Below are 25,503 nucleotides of genomic sequence, written 5' to 3' on the forward strand. Positions count from 1 at the left end.
AATTTTTACAATTCACCCAGCACTTTTATAATTTTAACTGACTTTATGCTCTCCTAATCTGCTTCTCAGAGTTCTGATGGAGGTGAGGGTAAGGATGTTCAGCGGATGACAAAAAGTCTGATTATACAGCCGAGGTCCACGTCGACATCGTTTGAGCTGGCGTGGTGGTGAGCCAGAAATGTCAACTGTCTCCTGAAACGCCATATGTTTTAACCCCTTGTTTTCATGCATGTCCCTTGTGGAAACCCGTTAATTTTTCCGCGACATGTTTTAGCAGTGAGAATAGTCTGAGAATGAGCAGACCCTCTGTCCAGAGTCCGAAATCGGTCGTTATGATCCGGCCGCACCATTTTACGCCCAATGCGCAAACCGCAAAGGACAATGCGTTTCAGTCTATCGACGAACAACGCTCTGCTGAAGTTCTTGCGAAAGCAGCCTTCGACGAAGTCACAGCCATGGCAGAAGGTTTGGCCGATGCGGGCGTAACGGTGCATTTGTTTGAAGACGAAACCCAAGCGCTGCCGGATTCCGTTTTTCCAAACAACTGGTTTTCGACCCATTCGGGCGGGCATGTTGCCATTTATCCGATGTTTTCGGAAAGCCGCCAGAAAGAACGCCGCCCTGATGTTATCGAAATGCTCAAACGCGACTATCGCGTTCAGGATGTGATCGATTACTCCGGTTTGGAGCGCGATCACTTCTATCTCGAAGGCACCGGCGCCATGGTTCTCGACCATATTGGACGTGTAGCCTATGCAGCCCGTTCCAACCGCACCAATGAAGTGGCGCTCGAGCGTTTCTGTACACATTTCAACTTTGAACCGATGGTGTTCGATGCGGTCGATTCGTCGGGAAGGCCGATTTATCATACCAATGTGCTGATGTGCATTGGTACGGATTACGCGCTGGTGGGTACCGATCTGATCACAGATCCGGTCCGTCGTCAGGACATTGTTGATCGGTTGCAGGAAACCGGTCGCACGCTCATTCATCTCTCTGCTGAGCAGATTGGTGAATTTGCAGGAAATGCCATTGAACTGGAAGGTCGTGATGGCCGGGTTCTGGCGCTTTCTGCACGCGCCTATGCCGCATTGAGCAAGATCCAGATCGAGACAATCGAACAGACCGCGAAGCTGATGCCTTTCGCAGTCCCGACGATCGAACTTGCAGGCGGATCGGTTCGGTGCATGTTGGCTGGCATTCATCTCTCGCGCCGCACAACAAACGGCACACATTTGCTTTACGCAACATCAAGAGCCGGTTAGATAGGCTCCAGCTTAAATAAGGGAAACCTTCAATGTCTTCCAACAGACCTGTTTATGAGTTCAATTCGATCATCGTCCGTGAGCCTTCGCACTCTGTGGTGAATGGTCTTCGCGCGCTGGATAGCGGCAATCCCACCTATGAAGGTGTGAAGGCTGAGCACGATGCCTATATTGCTGCCATGCGTGCTGCAGGCGTCGAGGTCACCATTCTTCCGGCACTCGAAGAATTCCCCGATTCTATTTTTGTTGAAGATCCTGCACTCGTCTTTACTGAAGGTGCAATTTTGCTTCGTCCGGGCGCACTGACCCGTGTTGGCGAAACGGCTAAGATCGAACCGACGCTGCGCAAGATGTTTGATACGGTTGTGGAACTGCCGGAACCGGGCTTTGCCGATGGCGGCGATGTTCTGACGACACAGAAAACTGTGATGATCGGCCTTTCCGCCCGTACCGACAAAGCAGGTGCAGCTGCACTGATCGCCAGCCTTGAAAAGATTGGGCGCAAGGGTGAGGTTGTCTCAACCCCTGAAGGCGTACTTCATTTCAAAACTGATTGCTCACTGGTTGATGAAGAAACCGTTCTTTCCACGAGCCGCCTTGCAAAGTCCGGTGTCTTTTCGGGCCTTCGTCAGTTGATCGTGCCCGAAGGTGAAGAGGCAGCTGCAAATGCATTGCGCGTCAATGACGTGGTGATGGTAGGCTCCGACTTCCCACGCACCATCGAGTTGCTGGAAAAGAGTGGCTATAACGTGGTTCCGCTCAAGACAACGCAAATCGGCAAGATCGACGCCGGCCTTTCGTGCATGTCGCTTCGCTGGTATCGCAAATAATTCTGATGGCTCGGGGGCATTCGCTCCTGGGCCGTTTTCTCTCTGCATTCCCTGTGCCTGCTCTCATCCAAAGGCAGGCCGCTACAAAAATATAAGGAGAACGGGAACATGGTTGGTTTTAAAGGGAAAATTGCAGGTGCGATTGCGCTTGTTGCATTGGCTGGTGGTGCCGCTCAGGCGGAAGGAAAGCTTCGTCTCGGTATGACGCCGGAGCCGTATATGCCTTTCACACAGGTTAATGCGGCAGGAGAGTGGGAAGGGCTGGAGGCAGACCTTTCACGCGCACTTTGCGAGAAGCTCGCAGACAAGTGCGAATTCAAGTCCATGGCATGGGATGGTCTCATTCCTTCGCTGACTGAAAACAAGGTGGACTTCATTATCGGTGCGTTTTCCGTCACAGATGAGCGTCGCAAGGTCGTTGATTTCAGCACGCCTTATTATACGGAAGGTACCGTTGTCGTCGGTGCGAAGTCGGATACAGACACGGTTGGCACGGTTGCTGCAAGCGACGGTTCAGGCGAAGTTGTCGATCAGGCATCATTGGCTGACAAGATCGTTGGTGTTCAGACATCGAGCGTACAGTCGGCCTATATGACCAAGTATCTGCCGGATGTTTCTTTGAAGAGCTACGACACCGCAGACAATTCGGTTGCTGATCTGGTTGCAGGCCGCGTTGATTATGTTCTCGCACCGGATTTGTTCGTGCAGAACTTCCTCAAAACGCCGCAGGGCGCTGATTACGAAATTAAGCTTGTTGCGCCCAAGAGTGTGGTTTTGGGTGAAGGTGTTGCCTATGCGGTGCGTAAAGGCGATACGGCGACGCTTGAAAAAGTCGATGCGGCGCTTGCCGAGCTCGACAAGGACGGCACCCTGAAAGGACTCGTCGACAAGTGGATTTTCGAACAGAAATAATCCTGATGAGGGGCGAACGCCGGTAGCGGCGTTCGCCCTGCAGCGTCGATCCAAAAAACTGAATTTGTTTTTTGGAAATTGCGATGCGTCGTTTCAAAACTTCGGATTGTTTTCTGCGCTTTGGTCCAAGGGAACAATGCTCTGAATGATTTCCTGTCTGATCGGATGAATCGTTATGGATTCTTATTGGCAACTGCTCGCTTGGGGAAGTGAGGGCTGGGGAGACGAGTTTGCGCACGGACTTATGATGACCTTGCAGGTCTCAGCCGTGGCATTTGCAGTCTCGTTTGTTTTTGGTCTTGCTGGCGCCTCCGGGAAGCTCTCGCGCAATCGCTTCATAAAAGCTATCGCCGAATTATATACGACAGTGGTTCGGGCTTTGCCGGAGCTGCTTGTTATCCTGTTGCTTTATTTTTCTGTCGCCACAGGCGCCGAGAAGCTGCTCAAAGCGAGCGGTCTTGTCGGAAACGATTTCCAGTTCAGTGCCTTCTGGGCGGCAATTATCGCGCTGGCTTTTGTAAACGGCGCGTTCATGACGGAAGTGCTGCGGTCTTCTTATCTGGCTATTCCGCGCGGGCAAATAGAAGCTGCGCTGTCCATCGGTATGCGCCGCCGCCAGATATTCACGCGTGTCACTTTCCCGCAAATGATGCGTCATGCGGTTCCCGGTATCGGTAATCTTTGGCTCTCAATCACCAAGGAAAGCGCCATTATTTCGGTTCTCGGTTCATTCCATGAATTGCTTTATACGGGTTATCGTGCAGCCGCATCGACCAAGCAATACGTCTTCTTTTATGGCCTCACAGCATTTCTCTTTCTGTGCATCACGCTGGTTTCGGTTCTGATCATTATACAGCTCGAAAAGCGCCTGAGCCGGGGGCACGGATAATGGAATCGATTGCAAAAATCATTGAGTTCCTGCCGCCGCTTATCAAAGCGCTCCCGCTGACGCTGTTCTTGACTGCAACGGCGGGTGTCATCGGTCTTGTTTTTGGAACACTGAGTGCTCTGGCGCTTCTTTCAAAAAAGCGCGTCCTGAAATGGCCTGCTTTCACTTACACGTTCATTTTCCGTGGCACGCCGCTTCTGGTGCAGCTTTATCTGATCTATTACGGGCTTGGGCAAATCCTGCCCGGAACCTGGGTTAGACATAGCTTCCTCTGGCCTTACATGCGTGACGGCTTATGGTATGCGGTCTTCGCGCTGAGCCTCAATCAGGGTGCCTATAATGCGGAAGTCATTCGCGGTGCGATCAAGTCGATCCCTCGCGGCCAGATCGAAGCTGCACTTTCTATTGGTATGACGCGGTTCAAGATTCTACGTCGCATAACGCTGCCGCTGGCTTTCCGTCATTGTATGCCCGTTTTGACCAGTGATCTTATCATTCTGCTCAAATCGACGTCGCTCGCCTCAACGATCACCATCATGGAAGTGATGGGTACCGCGCGCGCGCTTCAACGCAGTTCTTTGTCGATCTTTGAGCCACTGATCGCAGCAGGCATTCTTTATTTCACCGTTGTGTTCATCCTCACCCGGATCATGAATGTGGTTGAACGGCGCATGAGTGGCTCACGCGCGTCTATGGTCTGATCTGTTTCAGGAGCAATTCAAAATGACGTCCATGGCACTCACCGTCCGCAATATTCACAAGAGCTTTGCTGGTGTCGAGGTTCTCAAAGGCATCTCGTTTGAAGCCAAAAAAGGCGATGTGATCTCGCTGATCGGCAGCAGTGGCTCCGGTAAAAGCACTTTGCTGCGCTGCATTAATTACCTGGAAACACCGGATGAAGGCGAGATCGCAGTTGCGGGGGAGGTAATCCGCACGAAGGTCGGGCCGGACGGAAAATCGCATGCTGCCGATCCTCGACAGCTTGTTCACATCCGTACGCGTCTGGGCATGGTGTTTCAGAGCTTCAATCTTTGGTCACACCGCACGATCCTTGAAAACATAATCGAAGGCCCTGTTCATGTTTTGGGCATGTCAAAAGCCGAAGCCATTGCCGAGGCCGAGGTTTTGATGGAAAAAGTGGGTATCACGCCTAAACGGGATCAATATCCGACGCAGCTTTCAGGTGGGCAGCAGCAGCGTGCTGCTATCGCGCGGGCGCTTGCAATGAAACCGGAGGTTATGCTGTTTGATGAGCCAACCTCGGCACTTGATCCGGAGCTTGTGACGGAAGTGTTGCAGGTTATCAAGAAGCTTGCTGAAGAGGGGCGTACCATGGTCATGGTGACGCATGAAATGGCGCTTGCCCGCGATATTTCGAGCGAAGTTATCTTCTTGCACCAAGGGCTGGTTGAAGAACGTGGTGCGCCAGAGACTGTGATGAGTCATCCACAGTCGCCACGCTTGCGCCAGTTCCTGCATATGAATTGAGTACAACAAACATGACCGATAAAAATCAAGGCGCATTTATCGACGAACTCAAAGCGATCCGCAGACATCTGCACAGCATCCCTGAGCTTGGACTGGAGGAAGTGGAGACTTCCGAATTTATCGCCTCGACGCTGGAAAAGTGGGGCTATGCGTTAAACCGTGGTCTTGCAAAGACGGGTATCGTCGCTTCTTTGCGCCGCGGCAACTCAAACCGTTCTATCGGGTTTCGCGCCGATTTTGATGCGCTGCCAATTCTGGAAGAAACGGGCCTGTCTTACGCGAGTAAGAACAGTGGCAAAATGCATGCTTGCGGTCATGACGGCCATACAACCATGCTATTGGGGGCCGCGTGGTCGCTTGCACAGGATAAGGATTTTTCAGGAACTGTTCATTTCATTTTCCAGCCTGCCGAAGAAAACTATGGCGGTGCGCAAATGATGATCGAGGAGGGGCTCTTTGAGCGTTTCCCTTGTGATCAGGTGTTTGCGCTGCACAACTGGCCGGGGCTTGAAGCTGGAAAACTTGCATCCAAAGCGGGTCCGATTGCGGCGTCCATCGATGCTTTGACGCTGACGGTGAAGGGCAGCGGTGGACACGGAGCGGAGCCTGAAAAGACGATCGACCCTATTGTGGTGGCGTCAAGCATCGTTATGGCGTTGCAAACTATCGTTGCCCGCAATGTCCCGCCTCATCAGGCAAGCGTAATCACCGTTGGTGCCTTTAATTCGGGTGCGGTCTGTAATGTTATTCCCGATACGGCAAAACTCGAAGTTTCGATGCGCGCGACTGATCCCATGATACGCGAAACGCTGCGTGATAAGGTCGAGCAAGTGGCGAAGATGCAGGCGGCGAGCTATGGCGCCGATGTGAGTTTCGATTGGATGACGGGGTATCCGGCGACGATTAATGATGCCAGGGCCTTTGAACAGGCAAGAGCAACGGTTGCTCAGCATTTTGGTGAAGACAGTTTTGAAGACCTGGATAAGCCGTTTATGGGCAGTGAAGACTTTTCTTTCATGCTTGAAAAGACAGCCGGTGCCTATCTCCTGATTGGCAATGGCGATAGCTCTGGTCTGCATACGGCAACTTACAACTTCAACGATGAGATTCTTGAGCGCGGCGTATCGTTTTTTTGTCACCTCGCGAAAGATATACTCGGCACAAAGCTTGTTGAATAACAGGCTTTTGGCCTCGTCTATTCCAGTCAGTCTTTCACGGACGAAGCCATCGCCTGTAATATGATAACAGCGGATGCAGCGCCCGGATCAACATGCCCGAGTGAGCGTTCACGCAGGCGCGCTGCACGGCCTTTTGTTGCAATCATGGAGCGGGTCGAGTTGGCACCGGCAGTTGCTGCCGCCACTATGTTTTCCCAAAACGCGCGGAAGTCCAGATCTTCCTGAACAGCAATTTGCGCGGCTTCTGCAGCTGGTAGCCAGGCATCAAGCATCGTCTTGTCGCCGCGCTGCCCATGGCCGCGTTCACGAATGCCCACACCGATTGCTTCGATAATGATCGCGCATGTTGCGGAATCAAGGTCTTTGCGTTCCATTGTTGCTTGCGCTGCGCGGCGAAAACCGGTTGCATAGAGTGGTCCGGTGGATGCTCCCACAGCGTTGATAAAGGCTGTCGCAGCCGTATTGAGAACGGTTGAAATATTCGCATCATCCAGATCAAGCTGAAGCAATTCGCGCTTCACCGCCTTAAACCCAAGGGCCATGGTTGTGCCATGATCCCCATCTCCTATGGTGCCATCAAGTTCGGAAAGCCGATCTTTGTCAGCTTCAATGGCAGTTGAAACTGCATCAAACATGTTTGCAAGACGGCGAGCCGCAGTTTCCGACATGAAATTCCTCCTCGAACCTTACAACCGTAAGCCGTGTTGCTCATCATAAGGCGCATGCTAATTTACTTATAGGCAGAACAGAAAAGGCAATAAATACCGGCGTTTTAGCCTATTCTAAGGCTTGCCGTTTCGCATGGATGCTGCAACAGCTCGCTCAATTCCTGATCAAGATGAAGGATCGATATCGAAGCCCCTGCCATGTCCAGAGAGGTGCAGTAATGCCCGACCCAGTTGGCTTCAATATGAATGTTCTTGGCATCCAGCCGCTGGGCGACACGTCGATAGAGAACATAAAGCTCCATGAGCGGTGTGGCTCCAAATGAATTGACCAAAACGGCAACCCGATCGCCAGAGACGGCGTTCATTTCATTGAATATTCTGTCCATGATGCCATCAACGATTTCATCAGCCTGTCGAATTCGGTCACGCGAAACACCCGGCTCACCGTGAATGCCGACGCCAATCTCCATGTCCTCCGGCCCGATCTCGAAGTTATGCCGTCCTGTTTGCGGCAATGAGCCGGGTTCCAGTGCAACACCGATGGTGAAGGTCCGTGCGTTGGCCTTGCGTGTCACAACTTCGCACGCTTCCAGTGAAAGCCCCTTGTCACAGGCCGCACCTGCAACCTTGAAAACGAAGAAATTGCCTGCCACGCCACGCCGACCGTCCTTGTCATCAATGGGTGAGGAGGCAATATCGTCGGTGGTCAGAACAGTTTTAATCCTGACACCTTTTTCCTCGGCCATTTCAGCCGCCATCTCGAAATTCATGACATCGCCGGCATAATTGCCATAGACAAAGAGAACCCCTTCGCCTTTGGATGCAGCAAGTGCACATGCAACAATAGGGTCGGGCGGTGGTGAGGAAAACACGTTGCCGACAGCCACTGCGTCGGCAAGTCCTTTGCCCACATAGCCGAGGAAACATGGCTCATGCCCGGCACCGCCACCAATCACCAGTCCGACCTTGCCAGCACGGGGACCCTCACGTGCAACGAGCGCGCGGTTGGAGGTGCCGATGGGCTGTAGGAATTTGCCATGCGCCCGCACAGCGCCGTCGAGCATTTCCTCAACCACCTCATTTGGATTGTTGAGCAGCTTTTTCACACGCATGCGAAACGCCGCAGGCATTTGACTGGCCTTTGGGCGCTGCGAAAGGCGCGCTTCGAGATCGATGACGCTGTCTGCACGCAGGATTCCAAGTCCGGTTGCCGCATCGGTAACCAGCACATTGATATGACCGCCGCGAAGGGCCGCAAGCAGCGCCGGCACCTTGTCAAAGCCGCCAGCCACGGCAATCCGCGTCTGTATCTTTTGCAGTTTATCAAGTGAGATGCCGATTGTGCGGCCATCCAGCGGCCCGGCAACGGTTTTTCCACGTTCATCAATAAAGCGCCCGGCAACAACACCAACCGCGCCTGCCGCAAGATAGTGCTGCAAGGATACGGATTCAAAAAAGCCACTTGTATGAATCGTGGAATTGGATCGAAGCGAGGACACACCAAACAGTATGCGATTGGCCTGTTCCAGTGTCGCAAACTGCTCTTGTATCAGGGGTTCTTCGAGCAGCACATTACGGGCTGTTGGCGAGCGCACCATGGCGGGCGCCGTGATGTTGACACAGCGCGCAGATACGGCTTCTGCGAGCACCGCAGCACAACGTTCCGGCGTATAGGGGAAGGATGCGGTCGTTCCGCCTGTCGCCTGCACAACAGTCACATCCTGCAGGGCTGCAATATCAGTATGCTCGCCCACTGCAAGTACGGTCCGGCCCCAGGCTACAGCCAGTGTGTCACCGGATTTCAACGTCTTGTTGAGAGCATGGGCACCCGCCACACCAAGGCGATCAATCAGCGGACGGGCATTGTCATCGTGAGGGATGATAAGGCAATCGGTCAGACCAAAATGGCGCTTGAGTTCCTGCGCGACAGACAGGGATTCAAGCCAGCCGCCGCCGATAGAAATATTGACGATCCCTTTTTCGCGCGCCTCAGCCAGATAGCTGTTTACGGTCGCGCGCGAGATACCCATAACATCGGCAATCTCGCTCTGCGTCAGGCCATCCTCATAGTAAAGCCAGCAGGCCCAAACATAAAGATCGTCTCCGTAACGCATGGGGATAGCGGTCGCATTTTCGCTGGCATTCGACCGGGGTTTGCCGACTTTGCGCGATGTGTTGGGCTTGAGCGTCATGCGATGTTCTGTTGCCTCCGTTCCGGCCGCAACGATGAAAGCAAGTGATCGCGATTGCAACATGATAGAGCGAATTTGATGGCTGAACGTGTTTGCTCACACAGTTTTCAGCCATCAAATTCAAATTCTATGCAGACTTATTGCTGAAGACGGTTTTTTGCCTGCGCAGACAAGTCCGTCAGAATCAGCGCGCAGGATGTTGCACCTGCGTCGAGAACCCCTAGCGAGCGCTCGCCGAGGCGGCTTGCACGTCCGATTTTTGCGACGAGATTAAGCGTGGAATCGCGACCGGCTTCAGCAGCCACCGAGAGTGCATCAAGGGCCTCGGAGAAGGACTGACCATCGTTATTGGCCTCGTCAAAAGCATTGATTGCCGGGATCAGCGTGTCAAGCAGCGTCTTGTCACCAAGCTTTGCTGAACCGATTGACTGGATGCCTTCAAGACCGGCATGAAGCATCGCGCTGAAAGCGGCAGCATCGATATTCTCAACGCCTTCCAGCTTTTCTGCGAATTCGTTGAACATCACACCATAAAGCGGCCCCATTGACCCACCGATTTCGGTGAGCAGAACTGTGCCTAACGTATCAAGACCTTCTGCAAGCGAGACGTCCTTATTTCTCAGGCGCTCGGCTGCAAGGCCAAAGCCCTTGGCCATATTCACACCGTGATCGCCATCACCGATTTTTCCGTCAATTTCGCTGAGATAAGCTTTGTTTTCGATAATTCTGTCTGCAAGCGAAAGAACGATTTCACCCGATCCGGCATTTTTGAATGTCTGCATGATATATTTCTTTCTTAGAGAACTGCCGTGCACCGGGCTTCGACATCCAGAAGCGTCTTAAGTTCATCGTCCAGCGCCATGACTGTCAGTGTTGCGCCAACCATTTCAAGCGAGGTAAAGTAGTTGCCAACATAGGTACGATAGATCTTGAGGCCGCGTGCGGTGATCTCCCGCTCAATGGTATCGTTGAGAATATAGAGCTCGTTGACTGGCGTGGCGCCAAGCCCGGAAACCAGAACGGCAACTTCGGTGCCTTCCGGCAGATCGTGATCGTCGAGAACGATCTTGCTCATGTCCCGGGCAATCTCGTCGGCGCGCTTCAACGGTTCGACACGCACGCCCGGCTCGCCATGATGACCGATACCGACTTCCATCGTTCCGGGTTCAATCGTGAAGTTTGGATGCCCGACCGCCGGCAGTGTGCACGGGCCAAGACCAACACCGATTGAGCGGCAATTATCGATGGCTTTCTGCGCGCTTGCCTGTACTTCAAGAAGGCTAGCACCTGATGCAGCTTTTGCACCACCGATCTTCCACATGAAGATTTCGCCAGCAACACCGCGACGTTTTTCCCGTTCACTGGCAGGGGCCGAGCAGACATCATCATTGGCGACAACAGTCAGCACTTCAATTCCGGCCTTGGCAGCAAGCTTTATCGCCATTTTCACGTTCATGTTGTCTCCGGCATAATTGCCATAGAGACAGACAACACCCTTTCCACCATTGGCTTCGCGGGCTGCATCATAAAAGCTCTTGGCGGTTGGCGACGAGAAAAGCTCTCCTACAGCCACCGCGTCGAGGAGATTTTTACCGGTGTAACCAATAAAAGCAGGTTCATGGCCCGAGCCACCGCCAGTAATAACGCCAACTTTACCTTCGATTGGTGCATTTTGGGCGACAACAACACGCGGGTTTTCCGACGACAACCGGACCAGATCTTTATGGGCTTTGATAAAGCCTTTGACGGTGTCTTCGACAACTTCATCCGGATTGTTAATAAATCTTTGCATTTTGCACCTATTGAAGGCGAGAGATAAGTTCCCGCTCTGAAATTTTAATGCCGTATTTTGGTAACGAGCAAGCGTGAGACCATTTGCTTTGTGAAAGAAGTGTGTCTCCACCATCAATCAGAAGGTCTGAACCATTTATCATGTTCGCGCCGTTTGATGCCATAAAGACTGCGATGGCTGCGATTTCTTCCGAAAACGCGAAGCGTTCGGTAGGAATGCGCGCCTTCGATGATGGAAATGCCAGATTTTAGAGCGTCATCGGGCGTGGAATACTCAATTTCTTCGCGGCATAGCCAAATCTTTTTGCCGTCGCGCTGCTGAATACCCATCCGAATAAAGCGGAATGTGGATTTGCAGGCGACAATGCCGTTGTAAAGGGCGGCATCCTCTGCGAACGATTTTTTTGGTTTTTCAATTTTCAAGAACGTCTGCACGGCATCCTCCTTGACCACGCATGGCAAAAATCACAAACAATTCGACGTATGTCAATATAGGTATATGACATTTGTCAAATTATACCTATCAAATGTCAAATCTTGAATATTTGCCGCGCTAAAGAGCGAGTGGTTTCCCGCGCTTATCGGTCCGGGAGAGGGAGTATCTGTTCAATGTGTTCAGTGCATCCAGCGTTTACGGCATTGCTTTTGGCGCGGTGTTTATGGTGATCAGACTGGGTTTGATTGCTATCGATAGCGCGTGTGAACAAACGAATCCGCGGAGGGAAGCGGGAATAGAAAATTGCTCCCAATATTGTGATATACAGAAATATTTTCTCCCAGCTTAAAGGTGCTACATCCCGCCGGGAAACAAATCCCAACGGAGTCAATAATGAAGCTTTATTATAAGTCAGGTGCATGTTCTCTGGCCCCGCACATCGTTCTGATCGAGGCAGGTTTTACCTATGATCTCGAAGCGGTTGATCTTAAGGAAAAGAAGACCACAAGCGGTGCTGATTATTTTAAAATCAATCCACGTGGTGCTGTTCCTGCACTTGAGATTGAACCGGGTGTGGTGATCACGCAGAATGCTGCTGTTCTCCAGTATATTGGTGATCATTCCGATGTTGCAGCTTTCAAGCCAGCCTATGGCACGATCGAACGCGCGCGCTTACAGGAGGCGCTCGGTTTCTGCAGTGATCTGCACGTGGCTTTCAGTGGCTTGTTTGCGCCTGATCTTTCTGATGATGCGAAGCTTAAAGTAATTGCTTCAATCAATCGCCGCATGGGCCAGTTAGAAGCAATGCTTGCGAATGGTCATTCCTACTGGTTGGGCGAAGACTTCACGCAGGCAGATGTATATGCCGCCGTGGTCATGGGCTGGGGCCTGATGTTGAACGTTGATCTCTCTGCTTATCCAAAAGTCCTCGCGTTGCGCGAACGCGTCATGGCGCGCCCTGCGGCTCAGAAGGCTTTGAAAGAAGAAGGTCTTATTTAAGATCAAAGGCCGGAGACAATTGGTTTTCGGCCTTTTTTTATGGGTTCCTTCGCAACCTGAGACTGTTCACTCGTGAACAATCAGTTGAAACCACGTGTCCAGAAAACGGCTGCGTTTGTGGCCGTCAAGATAACCCAGAAGCTTCGGGCCAAGCTCAATGGGTTGAAGTGGAGCTAGATCAGACGGGCTTTCGTCTGACGTGAGGCCGGTCTTTTTAAGCAAGGATTGGCCATTTTCCGATGTCCGGCACGGGCACATTATAGGCAAGATCAATACGGCCACGGGGCCGATATGGCGCCATATATGTCTGTCACCCGATGAAATGACGGTGCGTGTCGTGAATTAACATGATTTTAAAACATAATCTAACATTTAAATCGTTATAATGTTATCCACATCATTGTGATGATATCAGAACGGTGTTACGTCCTCCCTGTCTCAGCCCATTATCGGGCGTGTCTTGAAGACATCCGCATGGAGATTGTCAGTAAATGAATTCCGTTTCCCTCGCTTCCCACGTGCTGGAACTGCTTCTTGTTCAGGAGCAGGGTCAATGACGATGGCAGGAAATTACGCTCCACTGGTTCTGGCTGGCGACAATGATCGCATTGATGCAGAAGCTGCCGGTGAATATCTTGATGGCTGGGCGGGGCAGGACAGTCTGCGCCTTGCAACAAGCAATGTGATTAAAGCAATTCTGGCTGGATCCGGTCGCCTTGCGGGCCGTATTGCGCGAGGGTCCATTCCTGGTGATCCCGGCAAGCTCGTTGGCGTTAACAGCGATCAGGACCAGCAGAAGAGCATTGATGTTGGCGCGCACAATCTTTTTGTCGAGTTGTTGATTGCAGCAGGTGCTGCATCGGTTTTGTCGGAAGAAGCGGACCTGCCTGTTCCGGGCAAGGCTGATGGGCTGGTTGCCGTTGCAATCGACCCGCTTGATGGCTCCGGCAATGTCGGTCTTGGCGCGCCGCTCGGCACCATTTTCTCTATCTTCCCTGCGGATACGGCAGAGCCTTTCCTTCAGCCCGGCAATCGTCAGTTGGCAGCAGGCTATGTCTCGTTCGGCAATTCGATTGATCTCGCCTTCTCGGTCGGCGAAGGCGTTCTTTTTGCGACACTTGATCCGGTCAGCGGCCTCTTCCAGATCACCCGCAAGAATGTGACGCTTCCGGAGCGTACATCCGATCTCGCCTATAACGCATCCGTTTATCGTCATCTCTCGGCGGGCATGAAGGCCTATGTCGATGATTGCTACAACGGCAAGGACGGTCCGCGCGGACGCAATTTCAATATGCGCTGGTTGGGTGCAGCGGTCGGCGACATGCACCGCATCATGCAGCGCGGCGGTATCTTTTTCTATGTGGACGATGCGCGACCGGGTTACGAAAAGGGCCGACTGCGTCTCGTTTATGAAGCCAATCCGATTGCGTTCCTCAGCCAGCAGGCTGGTGGCAAGGCAACCAACGGTTCCACGCCGATCCTCGATATCGTTCCCGAAACCTATCACGAGCGCAGTGCGCTGGTGTTCGGTGTTGCGGAAGAAGTCGATGTTCTTGGTGAATATTATGCGCGTTCGCGCAATTAATTAGGAGGAAACTCAGATGGCACGTATTACGCTGCGTCAATTGCTCGACCATGCTGCTGAACATAGCTACGGTGTTCCAGCGTTCAACATCAACAACATGGAACAGGCGCTTGCTATTATGGAAGCGGCCGATGCTGCCGATGCGCCAGTTATTTTGCAGGCTTCGCGCGGTGCGCGTTCCTATGCAAACGATATCATGCTGCGTCACATGATGGATGCTGTTACGGAAATCTATCCGCATATTCCGGTTTGCGTGCATCTTGATCATGGCAACGAAGCTGCCACGTGTATGACCGCCATTCAGGCAGGCTTTACCTCCGTCATGATGGACGGCTCGCTGAAAGCTGACGGCAAGACGCCTGCTGACTGGGATTACAACGTCTCGGTTACGCGTCAGGTCAGTGAAATGTCCCATCTTGGCGGCATTTCTGTTGAAGGTGAGCTTGGTGTTCTCGGTTCGCTCGAAACCGGCATGGGTGAAGCAGAAGATGGTCACGGCGCAGAAGGTCAGCTTTCGCATGACCAGCTTTTGACTGACCCGGATGAAGCTGTGAAATTCGTACGTGAAACCAAGGTCGATGCGCTGGCAATCGCCATGGGCACTTCGCATGGCGCTTACAAGTTCAGCCGTAAGCCTGATGGTTCCGTGCTTGCAATGAACGTGATCGAAGAAATTCACCGCAAGCTGCCAAACACGCATCTTGTCATGCATGGATCGTCTTCGGTGCCGGAAGATTTGCAGGAAATCATCAACAAGTATGGCGGCAAGATGAAGCCAACATGGGGTGTGCCTGTTGAAGAAATCCAGCGCGGCATCAAGCATGGCGTGCGCAAGATCAACATCGACACCGATAACCGTATGGCGCTGACGGGCCAGATCCGCCGCGTGTTGCAGGAAGATCCGAGCGAGTTCGATCCACGCAAGTATTTGAAGCCTGCAATGGCTGCGATGACCAAGCTCTGTAAGGATCGTTTCGAGCAGTTCGGAACGGCTGGCCATGCTTCGGCTATTCGTCCGATCCCGCTCTCGGAAATGGCCAAGCGCTATCGTGATGGTTCGCTGGACCCGAAGTTCAGCTAAGATTTTCTGATTACGGCAATAAAAAAGCGGCGGGAAAACCCGCCGCTTTTTTTGTGTCTCAACGTGTCAAAAAATCAGCACTTGTTGTACTTGGCATCGACTTCGTTAATTGCGTCAACATTGCCAGCCGAACGGCCATTTTCGTCAAAGGTCTGTGCAAGGAACGCATCCGCAATGGTCTTTGCAACTTCAGAACCGATAACGCGTGCGCCCATCGTGATGATCTGCGCATTGTTGGAAAGTGCTGCACGTTCTGCCGAATAGGTGTCGTGGGTCAGCGCTGCGCGGATGCCCGGAACCTTGTTGGCTGCAATGCAAACACCGATGCCGGTGCCGCAAACCAGAATTGCGCGGTCATAGGTGCCGTCGAGAACGGCGGATGCCACACGGTCCGAGAGGTTTGCATAGAATGCGTCTGCACCAGCGTCCGTGCGGGAGATTTCGGACACTTCAAAACGATCCTTCAGGTGATCTGCAAGAACCTTGGCCAGACCTTCGCCAGCGCTGTCGCCTGCTACTGCTACTTTCATGATATTGCTCCTTAATTAGCTTTGATGGTTTTGGCGCATTTCGCCAGAATGTCGAGATAGCCTTCCACGTTCCATGCCGAACGGCCAATGAACAGGCCATCGATATGCGGGCAGGCAATGAGTTCTTCGCAGTTGCCGGGATTGACCGAGCCGCCATAAAGGCAAGGAACACGACGGCCAAGGATACCTTCTGCAACCGCAATAATTTCCGCCTGGCGGGCATCGGCATAGTCTGCCGAGGCTGGAATGCCGTTTTCACCAATCGCCCATACGGGTTCGTAAGCGAACAGGATTTCAGCTTTCTTCTGTTCATCCGAAAGCTGAGAAAGTGCTCCGCGCACTTCTTCTGCCAGCACTTCCGCAGCGCGTTCGTTTTCTCGGTCTGCCAGCGTTTCCCCGATGCAGATCAGCGGGATCAAGCCATGACGAATAGCTGCTTCGACCTTGAGGCCAACGGTTTCGTTGGTTTCTCCAAAATGTTCGCGACGCTCTGAATGCCCCAGTTCAACGATGTCGAGGTTGCAATCTTTCAGCATCAGCGGCGAGATTTCACCGGTCCATGCGCCCTGATCAGCCCAGTGCATGTTCTGTGCGCCAACCTTGACGGAAGTGTCCGACAGGATTTCTTTTACTTCGCGAACATAGGTAAACGGTGGAATGACAAAGCGCTGAATGTCTGCCGAACGACCGCTGTCGGCGTCCTTCAATGCAGTCGCGAAAGCGCGCGCTTCCGCAAGCGTCTTGTTCATTTTCCAGCTCGTACCAACCCAGAATTTGGACATGCTCGAATGCTCTTTCTTTTCGTGTTTATTCTGCAATTGTCAGTTTGATGCCTGCCGGCTCAAGTTCGGCTACAAGGGCATCGCCCGGAGATTTATCCGTAATGATCGCATCAAAATCGCCAAGATCAGCCATCACATGCAAGGCTGTGCGGCGGAACCGTTGATGATTGACCAGAAGGCACGTGCGGGTTGCCGATGCGGTCATGGCGCGCTTGGTGCGGACGACATTTTCATCCATATGATAAACGAGGCGTCCATTGACCGCAGGCGCGGAAATAAAGGCAATGTCTGCGCTGAGTTTTGACAGGGCTTCCTCGGTCAACAGGCCAAAGAAGGCATTGAACTTTGCTGAAAATACGCCGCCGAGCGCGATCAGATTGATGCCGCCTTCACCCTTGAGGTTTTCGATGATGACTGCATTGTTTGTGATCACAGTCAGCGGGCGCTTCTCAATCAACATGCTGCCCAGAACCGCAGCGGTGGAACCGTCATTGATCATCACGGTCATGCCGGGCTCGATCAGGTCAAGGGCTGCACGCCCCATCTCAATCTTTGCTTCATTGTCCTGCTGAACGCGAAAACGGAAATCGCTTTCAAACTGAGAACCGGCATCCATCGTTGCGCCGCCACGCACTTTGCGCAGCACGCCTGATTCTTCAAGGGAATCCAGATCGCGATGGATGGTCATTTTGGACACAGAAAAACGTTCGGCCAGATCGTCAAGATCGACTGCATGATTTTCAATCAGCAGATTGATGATCGCCTGTCTTCTGTCGTCGCGTTTCAAGGTGTTTCCGATCTCAAAACATGGTTGCTGATCGCGCAAACTTAAAACACAAAATCACAAACCAATCTATATAAAATGTGATTTTGTGATATTTTGTCGATCAGTTTGTGTTTACTGCACAAGCACTCTTGCAGTGCGCTCATCGGTGATCAAACCATAAAGGCGTCCACTTTTGAGCACAGCGCGAATAGCTTGGGCTTTTGAAAGACCACCCGCCAGACCAATGATGCGGCTCATATCTGCATTTTCAACCGATGCTGCAATGGTGCGGGCTGTCAGGCCTGTTTCGAGCCGCGTACCGTTTGCATCGAAGAAATGACCCAGCATTTCGCCGATGCCTCCACGACTTGCGATCTCTTCCATTTCAGAAAGTTCGATCACGCCTGATGTGACAAGCTGCGCATGGGCATCAACTGTACCCAGACCAACGATTTTCAACTCGGCACGGCAGCCCATTTCGAAAACTGTCGTTACACCCTTTTGTGCCAACAGAACCTCGCGGTCTTCTGCGGTATTTGCAAAAAATGGCACGGGCATCACATAGGCTGGTCTGCCGGTCTTCTCGGCGATGCGATGCATCACATCATGCGGATTGGCAGCAAAGTTTCGTGTCAGGCCGCCAAGCAGCGAGACAAACTGTACCTCTTTTGCCGCCACGCGTGGCATGTGATTGACCGCTGCCGAAAGCGTGCGACCATGGCCAAGGCCGATCACTTCATGGTCGCCAAATTCGATCTCTCTGCGCAGAAATTCTGCTCCGGCATTACCCAGCGACACGAGCGGTAAGGCTTCCTCGCCCAGATCAGGGGTAACTTCACAATATTCGAGATTAAAACGCTCAGCGAGACGATTTTCGAGATCGATACATTCCGTAATGTCGCCGTCGATTGTCACTTTCACGGCACCATCGGCAACAGCTTTGGCGATCAATCGATGCGCTTTCACAGAGGGAAGTCCAAGCCGTTTTGCGACGGCTGACTGGGTCATCCCCCCGATAAAATGGAGCCAGGCGGCACGAAGGGCTAAGGAATCCTCTGCATCTGCCATTTTTCTGCTGCCTGCTCCCCGATTCTTTATTGTTTTCTTATAGTTATATTTTCAAATCTCCCGCGCCAGTGTCAATGTGCGGTGCCCAGAAGGCCACACTTTCCGCGATCTGCGGGATGACTTCACGGTCGTTTGGTTCACGTTCCTTAAACGATAGCTCAAGGCAGATTTCATTGTCCACAGCACCGCCTTCGGCAAAGGCCTTAAGCAGCGGTTCCGGCTGGATACGGCCTTTGGCATTGAAAGCCGCTGTGAATGGACGGTGACCGCCCTTATCCATCAGGCTTTGCTTGATATGGATGATCGGCGAGATTTTTGGAACCGCACGCGCCCATGCATAAGGGTCGAAATCATCAGGATTTGAGGAGGTTACATCGCCATGATCAATGTCGGCCATCATCCACATCGGGATGGCCATGTCTGCTGCGGTCAGCCGATCCTGAAGCTTGATGCTCTCAGCGATTGTTTCACCAAACTCACGGCCGATGCTCATCGGTTCCCAGAAAACATAGTCAAGACCAGCACGGCTCGCATGTTCAGCAACTTCTGCCCAACAGTCGATCGCGATCTTGATCAGCTCTTCGCGGCGTTCAGGATTATCAAAATCCTTGTAAGTGAAAATCGCAAATTGCGTGCCGACCGATTTGCCGCCAAGATCGCCGATAATATCGGCAAATGTCTTGAACCAGTCGACATAATAGCGACGAACATCTGCGTCGGGGTGGCCGAAATGATTGAGGCGTCCATAAGGGCCGGTCATGCCGGAAGTGACGCGGACACCGGTGCGCTGCAAGGCTTTGTCCATATCGCGGGTGAGGCGACGAATGGTCGGAGCCTGCCAGCTCGGATTGATGAACTCATGCGTAAGCTGAAGATCGCGCAGACGCAGGTCGCGCGCAACAGTTTCGATCAGATCATCCGGCTCAGCAAAGCGGTTCACAAGCGGATTGGTATTGAGCGAAAGCGTAAGGGCCATGGTGTCCTCAGGCGGAAATTTTAGCGTTGTCGAACCATGCAATGAAAGCAGAGCGCTCGGCTTCACTGAGTTGCAGGTAGTGCTTGGTGCGGCGATAGAGAATGTCGTTTGCCGTTTTCGCCCATTCTTTCGCAACCAGATAACGGACTTCGGCTTCGTAAAGATTGCCACCAAAGTGCTGACCAAGGCCAGCAAGATCACTTACACCCGCGACGATGTCCTTGGTGCGGGCACCATAGAGGCGTCCATAATGTTGCACCAGTTTGCGCGGCATCCATGGGTAGCTGTCGCGCAGGCTGTTTGCGAAGGTTTCATAATCCGCATTCGGGATTTCGCCGCCCGGCAATGGTGCATCATGTGTCCAGTCACCGCCCATTTTCGGGAAAATGTGCTTCAAGCGATGCATACCGCGCTCTGCAAGCTCACGGAATGTGGTGATCTTGCCGCCAAAGACGTTCAGCAGAGGTGCGTCGTTGGTCTCATCCAGATCGAAAACATAGTCGCGCGTGACGGCCGATGGGTTACCCTTACCATCGTCAAACAGCGGACGCACGCCGGAGAAGCTATGAAGTACGTCTTCACGATGCAGCTTTTCCTTGAAATAGCGGTTGACCGCCGTGATCAGGTAATCAATCTCTTTCTCATCCGCGCTCACATCTTCGGCGCGGCCTTCATAAGCGATATCGGTGGTACCGATCAGCGCCTTGTCGCCTTCATATGGGTTGATGAAGATCACGCGCTTGTCGTGATTCTGCACGAGATAGGCATTCGCACCGGACCAGAATTTCGGCACGATAATGTGGCTACCCTTGACCAGACGCACATTGCGCGAAGAATTTGAACCGGCAACATTGGTGATGACGTCTGTCACCCATGGGCCTGCGCAATTGACGACGCAGCGCGCGCGGAAGCTGCGCACTTCGCCCGTATCGCGATTCTTTGTTTCAACGATCCAGCCGCCTTTTTCGCGACGCGCCGAGGTGACTGGTGTGCGGGTTAGAATGGTCGCGCCTTTTTCAGCAGCGCCCAGAGCATTGAGAACAACGAGACGGGCATCATCTACCCAGCAATCGGAATACTCGAAGCCCTTGGTATATTGATCGAGAATCGGCGTGCCTTCCGGGTCGCGCTTGAGATCAAGCGTGCGGGTTCCGGGCAGCTTCTTGCGACCGCCGAGATGATCGTAGAGAAACAGGCCGAGACGCACCAGCCATGCCGGACGATCCTGCGGGCTGTGTGGCAGAACAAAGCGCATCGGCCAGATGATATGCGGTGCGGCGTTCAACAAAACTTCGCGCTCGATCAGCGCTTCGCGAACCAGACGGAATTCGTAATATTCGAGGTAACGCAGACCACCATGCACCAGCTTGCCAGAGCGTGACGAAGTGCCTTCGGCAAGATCGTCTTTTTCCGCAAGCACAACCTTGAGGCCGCGCCCGGCTGCATCGCGAGCTACGCCCGCGCCGTTGATACCGCCACCAATCACAAACAGATCGTAGGTTTCCGGTTCAGCCATCTCATGCTCCTTCGGATGCCGGCACTCCGGCAAAATAAACTATTATTTCAACCGATTGGCGGATTACCGATCGGCTGCAAGCTTGTCCCAGATGGGTGTCAGAGCCAATCTTGCATCTTTGTAGGCGTCGAAAAGTTCTTCATAGCGTGTCGCCTGCGTTGCATCCGGCGCTTCGCTTGCTCCGAGCAGAGGCGCAACCCATTCGTTAATGCAGTCGTCCATGCTCTGATAAGCGCCGATTGCCACCGCAGCCATCATTGCTGCACCGGCAGCACCTGCTTCTTCACGCGATGAAACCCGTACAGGGGCGTTGACTGCTGCAGATAAGGTGCTGCGCAGGGCACGCGAGCGTGCAGCGCCACCCGTCAGGCGTAATTCGGCAGGCATATCACCCATCGCAGCATAGCAATCGCGTGTTGCCATGCCGAGACCTTCGACCACTGAACGAACCAGCTCAGGAAAGCGGTCGCGGCTCGAAAGGCCGATAAAGCCTGCGCGCGCAAAGGCATTGACGAAAGGACCGCGTTCTCCGGCTTCGGAGATATAGGGATGGTAAAGCAGCGCGCCGGGGCGGCTGGCATTGAACCAGTCATCGAGGCGAGGGATGAGATCGTTCAGCGAGACTTTTTGGTCTGCCGTTGACATAAGATCGGCTGCGATCTGCAAAATCCAGTCGATATTGATCGTCGCGCCCATATTGGTCTGAACCTGCGTGACGATGCCCGGAACAGGCAGAGCAATAACATAGCCCGTTCCTTCCGCATTCAGATGAATGTCGGAGACGGGTTTTGCGCGCATATGCACGCCTGTTGAGCCTATGGTCGAGCAGCCTGCATCTGCTGTGCCGCAATAGACGCCCGCGCCAAGCGCGGTCATCACCATGTCGACATAACCAAGGCTCACCGGCGTTCCGGCCAACAGACCTGTTGCAGCTGCCGCTTGGGGGGAAAGCGGATGCTGCGTCAGAGTGCCATCCACGATTTCGGGTAGCAGGCTGCGGCGCTTAATGAGGCCGAGCGCTTCAATAACCACATCGTCATACTGGCGATTGCGGAAATTGCCGAAGGTGAAACTGGCTTCCGAGGGGTCTGTGGCACGGACGCCGGTGAGGTTGAGGTAAAGCCAATCCTTGCAGTGCAGGGCGACTTCTGCATTATCGAGCAGTTCCGGTGCGAAACTGTCCATATGCGCCATTTGTGTGCCTTGCTGGCAGGTGTTAAGGCCTGTGCCGGTCGCTTCAAAGCGCGCGCGGTTCATCGGTCCTGCTGCAAGTCTGGTAACAGTGTTTGCTGCGCGGGCATCGAGCCAGATCCAGGCGTCGCCAACCGGCTTGTTATCGCGTCCCACAAGCCATGTGCCGTCGCCTTGACCTGTAACGGAGATCGCGGCGGTGCGTTCACTCAAATTTGGAATTTTATCGGCAAGGCCGCGCAAAGCCTTGGCACAATCTTCCCATGTCTGGGAAAGAGATTGCGTAACGGCACCGTGCTCACCGGTTTCGTATTTGTTGCGGACAGCCGCCGAATCGAGTTGACGACCATTCAGGTCGAATGCCACAGCCTTGACGACGGATGTGCCCGCGTCGATGCCGATGATTATATCACCTTTACCACGCATGACTGAATTACGCTTTCCCAATCAGGTCCTTTGCGGACATTTGGATTTCCTCCCGCGACAAAATTTGTCGCTCGCGGCCCATGATTTTTATGAAAATAGGCCTTCGCTCATGATTGAGATAACATAACGGCATCGGTCTGTCTGTAAAATTTTTGTGCACAAGCATTTTTTTTCACCAAATGGTGATGACGGCAAAATTTGCCGGTTTGGCAGAGGGGTTTCCCGCACGGTGCTTAATAAGGAGAGATGGTATTTTACCCAATTAGTTTGTTGTTTTTATTAGTAATTTTATAAGAATGACGTATGTGTTGTCAATGTCTTTATCCTTGTTGAGGTTGCTTGAGAATGGTGCTACAGGACGCGAATTGTGCTGGAGTTCTGTGAGTTTTTGGCGCAGGATTGTGCGAAATTCGGGATGTTTTGAAAAGACGCGATTGACAGATATGGGTCTTTATAACATGATTATTGGAGTTGATAACATGCTGCTATCATAGAACATGACGGCGGCATATTTGTTTCCAGGCCACGCGGAGGGGCGGTGCCGGCGACATGCGGAGGATTTAATGTTTAAGATTTCTGCCCCTGTTTGCCCCGCTCTTTTGGCTCCCTCTCATGTGTGGGAGCAAGGGTAGTGCAGCATGGACGCACTCTCCTGGCTGTGTAAGTTCAGCCGCATCATCCGTTTCACCAACGACAATCCGGCATAATTTGCTGAAGGCGTTTGATAATGAGTACACAAGCTAATCAAGTTTCACAGAAACCCGCCAAAATGAACCGCGCAACCCTTTGGAGTGTGGTTGCTGCGGTTGTGGTTATCGGTGCAATTGGTTTTGATACGAAAGTTGTGAAGATCGGATCTGATGCCGATGTCCGTCAGCAGGTTTTCTCACCTGAAGCTTATGGCGCGTCGGAATTTCCGAAGGTCAAGGCAAGCGTTGTAGAACGTGCAGTTGATGCTGTCGAAGTTGGTGCTGCCCTTGTTGCTGACAAGGTTGCGGCTGGCAAGAAATACGGTGTTGGCAGCGTGAACCCGGTTATCCCGGTCAAGTTCACGGGCACAGTCGAAGAGCGCAAGTCGAACTTTAACGTCATCAAGGTTGATGGTTTCCCCGAAGGCATGGCAATTCGTGTTCAGACCGGTCCGGCTGTCAACGGCACCGATCTGCGAGATGCAACCGGCACAATCGAATTCGGTCAGTTTAAGAACCAGATTGAGTTCCAGAATGCCGGTTCCGCGCTCAACAATGAGATGAAGAAGCAGGTTCTCGAAGGCGTTGATGTTGACAATCTCGTCGGCAAGACGGTTTCGGTCACGGGCGTTTTCAAGCTTGTCAACCCGAAGAACTGGCTGGTTACGCCAGTGGAATTGCAAGTAAAATGACCGCTCAGACCAAAGTTGAAGGCAAGCACGGCGAAGTCGTTCTTTCCGCACATGACGTTGCCAAGGCTTATGGGCGTATCAATGCGCTCAAGGGCGTGAACTTTGAAATCCGTCGCGGTCAGGTTACCACGCTTTTTGGCGAAAACGGTGCAGGCAAGTCGACGCTGATGAAGGTTTTGTCGGGCGTCATTCAGCCGACATCGGGCACGATCATCCTTGATGGCGAGCCGGTGGTTTTCAATTCTTCGACCGAAGCACGCGATCGCGGCATTTCGATTATCCATCAGGAGCTGAGTCTCGCGCCCAATATGAATGTGCGCGACAACATCTTCATGGGACGCGAAATTCGTGGTGCAACAGGCGTCAATTTCGCAGAAGAAGAACGCCTGACCCGCGAACTTCTGGCGGAGCTTGAAGAAGACATCGATCCGCTGACCCTTGTCGAAGAGCTTCGTCTCGGCCAGCAGCAGGTTGTCGAAATTGCGCGTGCGCTTTCGGTCAATTCCCGCATTCTCATCATGGATGAGCCGACTTCGGCGCTGAGCGCTTCGGAAGTGGAAGTGCTGTTCAAGGTCATTCGTGACCTGAAAGCGCGTGGCGTGGCGATTGTTTATATCTCGCACCATCTGGAAGAAGCATTGCAGATTACTGATCATGCCGTGGTTCTGCGCGATGGCGCCATGACCGCTTATGCGCCGCGTGCCGAAATCGATCTTGAATGGATCGTTCGCAACATGGTGGGTGAGAACTTTGATCTCGGTTCGCCTCCGACTGGTTACGAATGGGGCGATGTCGCGCTTTCTGTCGAAGGACTGACTGTTCAGGACAAGTCCGGTGATTTTGCGCTTGTCGATAACATGTCGTTGAATGTGCGCGCCGGTGAGATCGTCTGTATTTACGGTCTGATGGGCGCAGGCCGCACCGAACTTCTCGAAACGGTCGCAGGTCGCCTCAAGGCCAGTTCTGGCCGCATTCTCCTTGAAGGGCGGGATGTTTCGGGGCTCACAATTGCCCAGCGCATTGATCAGGGGCTGGTTCTGGTGCCGGAAGACCGCCAGCGCGACGGTCTTGTTCAGACAATGACGGTTGGCCGTAATCTTTCGCTGGCCAGCATCGGTGAAATGACAAAGGGGCTTTTCACCTCCACCAAGCGTGAAAAGCACATCGTCGACCAGTCGATCAAGAACGTTCACATCAAGACGGATGGCGGCGAAGCCGCAATCGGTTCGCTTTCTGGCGGCAACCAGCAGAAGGTCGTTATCGGCAAGATGCTGGCAACTGAGCCGAAGGTTATCCTTCTGGATGAGCCAAGCCGCGGTATCGATATTGGTGCCAAGGCAGAAGTGTTCAAGCTGCTGGCTGAAAAGGCCAAGGACGGGCTTGCAGTCGTTTATACGACATCTGAAGTCGGCGAATGCCTCAGCATCGCTCATCGTATCATCGTTATGAACCGTGGACGCATTTCGGCTGAATTCGGCTCCGATGTATCCAAGGAAAAGATCATGGCCGCCTCCGGCGAGTCCATGGTCGGTCACTAAAATAATTATGGAGCA

23 protein-coding genes and 1 pseudogene are annotated in these 25,503 nt (G+C 52.9%); 12 read left to right on the forward strand and 12 right to left on the reverse strand.

Going from position 1 to position 25,503, the window contains the following annotated elements; translation table 11 throughout:
- Positions 1-293: 293 nt before the first annotated feature.
- From ctlX to OPR82_RS07110, 7 genes are all read left to right on the forward strand, one after another.
- Positions 294-1,265, forward strand: coding sequence for a citrulline utilization hydrolase CtlX (ctlX, locus tag OPR82_RS07080; protein WP_265983965.1), 972 nt, complete (start codon positions 294-296; stop codon positions 1,263-1,265).
- Positions 1,266-1,297: 32 nt separating this feature from the next.
- Positions 1,298-2,095 carry a dimethylarginine dimethylaminohydrolase family protein gene (locus tag OPR82_RS07085; protein WP_265983966.1) on the forward strand — a complete coding sequence of 266 codons (798 nt, stop codon included), beginning with the start codon at positions 1,298-1,300 and terminating at the stop codon, positions 2,093-2,095.
- A gap of 108 nt (positions 2,096-2,203) precedes the next feature.
- The gene (locus OPR82_RS07090) at positions 2,204-3,007 is read left to right on the forward strand and encodes a transporter substrate-binding domain-containing protein (protein WP_265983967.1); all 804 of its coding nucleotides are present in this window, start codon (positions 2,204-2,206) and stop codon (positions 3,005-3,007) included.
- Positions 3,008-3,182: 175 nt separating this feature from the next.
- Positions 3,183-3,896: an ABC transporter permease gene (locus OPR82_RS07095; RefSeq protein WP_265983968.1), complete on the forward strand. Its 714-nt coding sequence runs from the start codon at positions 3,183-3,185 to the stop codon at positions 3,894-3,896.
- Positions 3,896-4,597, forward strand: a complete 702-nt coding sequence (locus OPR82_RS07100) for an ABC transporter permease (RefSeq protein WP_265983969.1) — start codon at positions 3,896-3,898, stop codon at positions 4,595-4,597. The genes OPR82_RS07095 and OPR82_RS07100 overlap by 1 nt, the downstream gene beginning before the upstream one ends.
- Before the next feature lie 22 nt (positions 4,598-4,619).
- The gene (locus OPR82_RS07105) at positions 4,620-5,384 is read left to right on the forward strand and encodes an ABC transporter ATP-binding protein (RefSeq protein ID WP_265983970.1); all 765 of its coding nucleotides are present in this window, start codon (positions 4,620-4,622) and stop codon (positions 5,382-5,384) included.
- Positions 5,385-5,395: 11 nt separating this feature from the next.
- On the forward strand, positions 5,396-6,562 hold the full coding sequence (locus OPR82_RS07110; RefSeq protein ID WP_265983971.1) for a M20 aminoacylase family protein: 1,167 nt from the start codon (positions 5,396-5,398) through the stop codon (positions 6,560-6,562).
- A 26-nt stretch (positions 6,563-6,588) separates the two neighbouring features.
- On the opposite strand, the gene dhaL (OPR82_RS07115) is transcribed toward OPR82_RS07110, so the two are convergent.
- The 5 genes and pseudogenes from dhaL (OPR82_RS07115) to OPR82_RS07135 form a co-directional block, all read right to left on the reverse strand.
- Positions 6,589-7,230 (reverse strand): dihydroxyacetone kinase subunit DhaL, encoded by a 642-nt coding sequence (gene dhaL, locus OPR82_RS07115; protein WP_265983972.1) that lies wholly within the window; start codon positions 7,228-7,230, stop codon positions 6,589-6,591.
- Positions 7,231-7,334: 104 nt separating this feature from the next.
- Positions 7,335-9,422: a bifunctional sugar-binding transcriptional regulator/dihydroxyacetone kinase subunit DhaK gene (locus OPR82_RS07120; protein WP_265983973.1), complete on the reverse strand. Its 2,088-nt coding sequence runs from the start codon at positions 9,420-9,422 to the stop codon at positions 7,335-7,337.
- Positions 9,423-9,559: 137 nt separating this feature from the next.
- A complete protein-coding gene (dhaL, locus tag OPR82_RS07125) occupies positions 9,560-10,204 on the reverse strand; it encodes a dihydroxyacetone kinase subunit DhaL (protein ID WP_265983974.1) in 645 nt (214 codons plus the stop codon).
- Positions 10,205-10,218: 14 nt separating this feature from the next.
- Positions 10,219-11,214 carry a dihydroxyacetone kinase subunit DhaK gene (locus tag OPR82_RS07130; protein WP_265983975.1) on the reverse strand — a complete coding sequence of 332 codons (996 nt, stop codon included), beginning with the start codon at positions 11,212-11,214 and terminating at the stop codon, positions 10,219-10,221.
- Positions 11,215-11,308: 94 nt separating this feature from the next.
- A pseudogene (locus tag OPR82_RS07135) lies at positions 11,309-11,446 on the reverse strand (SDR family oxidoreductase); the annotation flags it as partial.
- A 596-nt stretch (positions 11,447-12,042) separates the two neighbouring features.
- Between OPR82_RS07135 and gst the strand changes: the two are divergent.
- The 3 genes from gst to fba all read left to right on the forward strand — a co-directional run bounded on the left by gst (position 12,043) and on the right by fba (position 15,314).
- Entirely contained in the window at positions 12,043-12,648 is a 606-nt protein-coding gene (gene gst, locus OPR82_RS07145; protein WP_265983976.1) for a glutathione transferase, read from the forward strand.
- Positions 12,649-13,201: 553 nt separating this feature from the next.
- Positions 13,202-14,233: a class 1 fructose-bisphosphatase gene (locus OPR82_RS07150; protein WP_265983977.1), complete on the forward strand. Its 1,032-nt coding sequence runs from the start codon at positions 13,202-13,204 to the stop codon at positions 14,231-14,233.
- A 16-nt stretch (positions 14,234-14,249) separates the two neighbouring features.
- Positions 14,250-15,314, forward strand: a complete 1,065-nt coding sequence (fba, locus tag OPR82_RS07155) for a class II fructose-bisphosphate aldolase (RefSeq protein WP_265983978.1) — start codon at positions 14,250-14,252, stop codon at positions 15,312-15,314.
- A 74-nt stretch (positions 15,315-15,388) separates the two neighbouring features.
- Here the strand turns inward: fba and derI are convergent, their stop codons facing one another.
- The 7 genes from derI to OPR82_RS07190 form a co-directional block, all read right to left on the reverse strand.
- Positions 15,389-15,844 (reverse strand): D-erythrulose-4-phosphate isomerase, encoded by a 456-nt coding sequence (derI, locus tag OPR82_RS07160; RefSeq protein ID WP_265983979.1) that lies wholly within the window; start codon positions 15,842-15,844, stop codon positions 15,389-15,391.
- Between the two features lie 11 nt (positions 15,845-15,855).
- Complete coding sequence (locus OPR82_RS07165; protein ID WP_265983980.1) at positions 15,856-16,626, reverse strand: triose-phosphate isomerase; 771 nt, start codon at positions 16,624-16,626, stop codon at positions 15,856-15,858.
- A gap of 25 nt (positions 16,627-16,651) precedes the next feature.
- On the reverse strand, positions 16,652-17,413 hold the full coding sequence (locus OPR82_RS07170; protein WP_265983981.1) for a DeoR/GlpR family DNA-binding transcription regulator: 762 nt from the start codon (positions 17,411-17,413) through the stop codon (positions 16,652-16,654).
- A 111-nt stretch (positions 17,414-17,524) separates the two neighbouring features.
- The gene (locus OPR82_RS07175; protein WP_265983982.1) at positions 17,525-18,460 is read right to left on the reverse strand and encodes a sugar-binding transcriptional regulator; all 936 of its coding nucleotides are present in this window, start codon (positions 18,458-18,460) and stop codon (positions 17,525-17,527) included.
- 43 nt (positions 18,461-18,503) lie between these two features.
- Positions 18,504-19,436, reverse strand: coding sequence for a TIM barrel protein (locus OPR82_RS07180; protein ID WP_265983983.1), 933 nt, complete (start codon positions 19,434-19,436; stop codon positions 18,504-18,506).
- Positions 19,437-19,443: 7 nt separating this feature from the next.
- Complete coding sequence (locus OPR82_RS07185) at positions 19,444-20,952, reverse strand: glycerol-3-phosphate dehydrogenase (RefSeq protein WP_265983984.1); 1,509 nt, start codon at positions 20,950-20,952, stop codon at positions 19,444-19,446.
- A gap of 63 nt (positions 20,953-21,015) precedes the next feature.
- Positions 21,016-22,569, reverse strand: coding sequence for an FGGY-family carbohydrate kinase (locus OPR82_RS07190; RefSeq protein ID WP_265983985.1), 1,554 nt, complete (start codon positions 22,567-22,569; stop codon positions 21,016-21,018).
- A 727-nt stretch (positions 22,570-23,296) separates the two neighbouring features.
- Between OPR82_RS07190 and OPR82_RS07195 the strand changes: the two genes are divergently transcribed.
- Positions 23,297-23,950, forward strand: coding sequence for a DUF2291 family protein (locus tag OPR82_RS07195; RefSeq protein WP_265983986.1), 654 nt, complete (start codon positions 23,297-23,299; stop codon positions 23,948-23,950).
- Positions 23,947-25,488 carry a sugar ABC transporter ATP-binding protein gene (locus OPR82_RS07200; protein ID WP_265983987.1) on the forward strand — a complete coding sequence of 514 codons (1,542 nt, stop codon included), beginning with the start codon at positions 23,947-23,949 and terminating at the stop codon, positions 25,486-25,488. The genes OPR82_RS07195 and OPR82_RS07200 overlap by 4 nt, the downstream gene beginning before the upstream one ends.
- Positions 25,489-25,503: the final 15 nt, after the last annotated feature.

The organism is Ochrobactrum chromiisoli (assembly GCF_026241335.1).
GTDB classification, from domain to species: Bacteria; Pseudomonadota; Alphaproteobacteria; order Rhizobiales; family Rhizobiaceae; genus Brucella; species Brucella chromiisoli.

Excerpts from the sequence above, each read along its gene's own strand:
- OPR82_RS07090 (WP_265983967.1), top strand. The coding sequence starts at position 2,204 with ATGGTTGGTTTTAAAGGGAAAATTGCAGGTGCGATTGCGCTTGTTGCA.
- OPR82_RS07095 (WP_265983968.1), top strand. The coding sequence starts at position 3,183 with ATGGATTCTTATTGGCAACTGCTCGCTTGGGGAAGTGAGGGCTGGGGA.
- derI (WP_265983979.1), bottom strand. The coding sequence starts at position 15,844 with ATGAAAGTAGCAGTAGCAGGCGACAGCGCTGGCGAAGGTCTGGCCAAG.
- OPR82_RS07180 (WP_265983983.1), bottom strand. The coding sequence starts at position 19,436 with ATGGCCCTTACGCTTTCGCTCAATACCAATCCGCTTGTGAACCGCTTT.
- OPR82_RS07110 (WP_265983971.1), top strand. The coding sequence starts at position 5,396 with ATGACCGATAAAAATCAAGGCGCATTTATCGACGAACTCAAAGCGATC.
- dhaL (WP_265983974.1), bottom strand. The coding sequence starts at position 10,204 with ATGCAGACATTCAAAAATGCCGGATCGGGTGAAATCGTTCTTTCGCTT.
- gst (WP_265983976.1), top strand. The coding sequence starts at position 12,043 with ATGAAGCTTTATTATAAGTCAGGTGCATGTTCTCTGGCCCCGCACATC.
- OPR82_RS07085 (WP_265983966.1), top strand. The coding sequence starts at position 1,298 with ATGTCTTCCAACAGACCTGTTTATGAGTTCAATTCGATCATCGTCCGT.
- OPR82_RS07190 (WP_265983985.1), bottom strand. The coding sequence starts at position 22,569 with ATGCGTGGTAAAGGTGATATAATCATCGGCATCGACGCGGGCACATCC.
- fba (WP_265983978.1), top strand. The coding sequence starts at position 14,250 with ATGGCACGTATTACGCTGCGTCAATTGCTCGACCATGCTGCTGAACAT.
- OPR82_RS07185 (WP_265983984.1), bottom strand. The coding sequence starts at position 20,952 with ATGGCTGAACCGGAAACCTACGATCTGTTTGTGATTGGTGGCGGTATC.
- OPR82_RS07150 (WP_265983977.1), top strand. The coding sequence starts at position 13,202 with ATGACGATGGCAGGAAATTACGCTCCACTGGTTCTGGCTGGCGACAAT.
- OPR82_RS07195 (WP_265983986.1), top strand. The coding sequence starts at position 23,297 with ATGAGTACACAAGCTAATCAAGTTTCACAGAAACCCGCCAAAATGAAC.
- OPR82_RS07175 (WP_265983982.1), bottom strand. The coding sequence starts at position 18,460 with ATGGCAGATGCAGAGGATTCCTTAGCCCTTCGTGCCGCCTGGCTCCAT.
- OPR82_RS07100 (WP_265983969.1), top strand. The coding sequence starts at position 3,896 with ATGGAATCGATTGCAAAAATCATTGAGTTCCTGCCGCCGCTTATCAAA.
- OPR82_RS07105 (WP_265983970.1), top strand. The coding sequence starts at position 4,620 with ATGACGTCCATGGCACTCACCGTCCGCAATATTCACAAGAGCTTTGCT.
- OPR82_RS07165 (WP_265983980.1), bottom strand. The coding sequence starts at position 16,626 with ATGTCCAAATTCTGGGTTGGTACGAGCTGGAAAATGAACAAGACGCTT.
- dhaL (WP_265983972.1), bottom strand. The coding sequence starts at position 7,230 with ATGTCGGAAACTGCGGCTCGCCGTCTTGCAAACATGTTTGATGCAGTT.
- OPR82_RS07120 (WP_265983973.1), bottom strand. The coding sequence starts at position 9,422 with ATGACGCTCAAGCCCAACACATCGCGCAAAGTCGGCAAACCCCGGTCG.
- OPR82_RS07130 (WP_265983975.1), bottom strand. The coding sequence starts at position 11,214 with ATGCAAAGATTTATTAACAATCCGGATGAAGTTGTCGAAGACACCGTC.
- ctlX (WP_265983965.1), top strand. The coding sequence starts at position 294 with ATGAGCAGACCCTCTGTCCAGAGTCCGAAATCGGTCGTTATGATCCGG.
- OPR82_RS07200 (WP_265983987.1), top strand. The coding sequence starts at position 23,947 with ATGACCGCTCAGACCAAAGTTGAAGGCAAGCACGGCGAAGTCGTTCTT.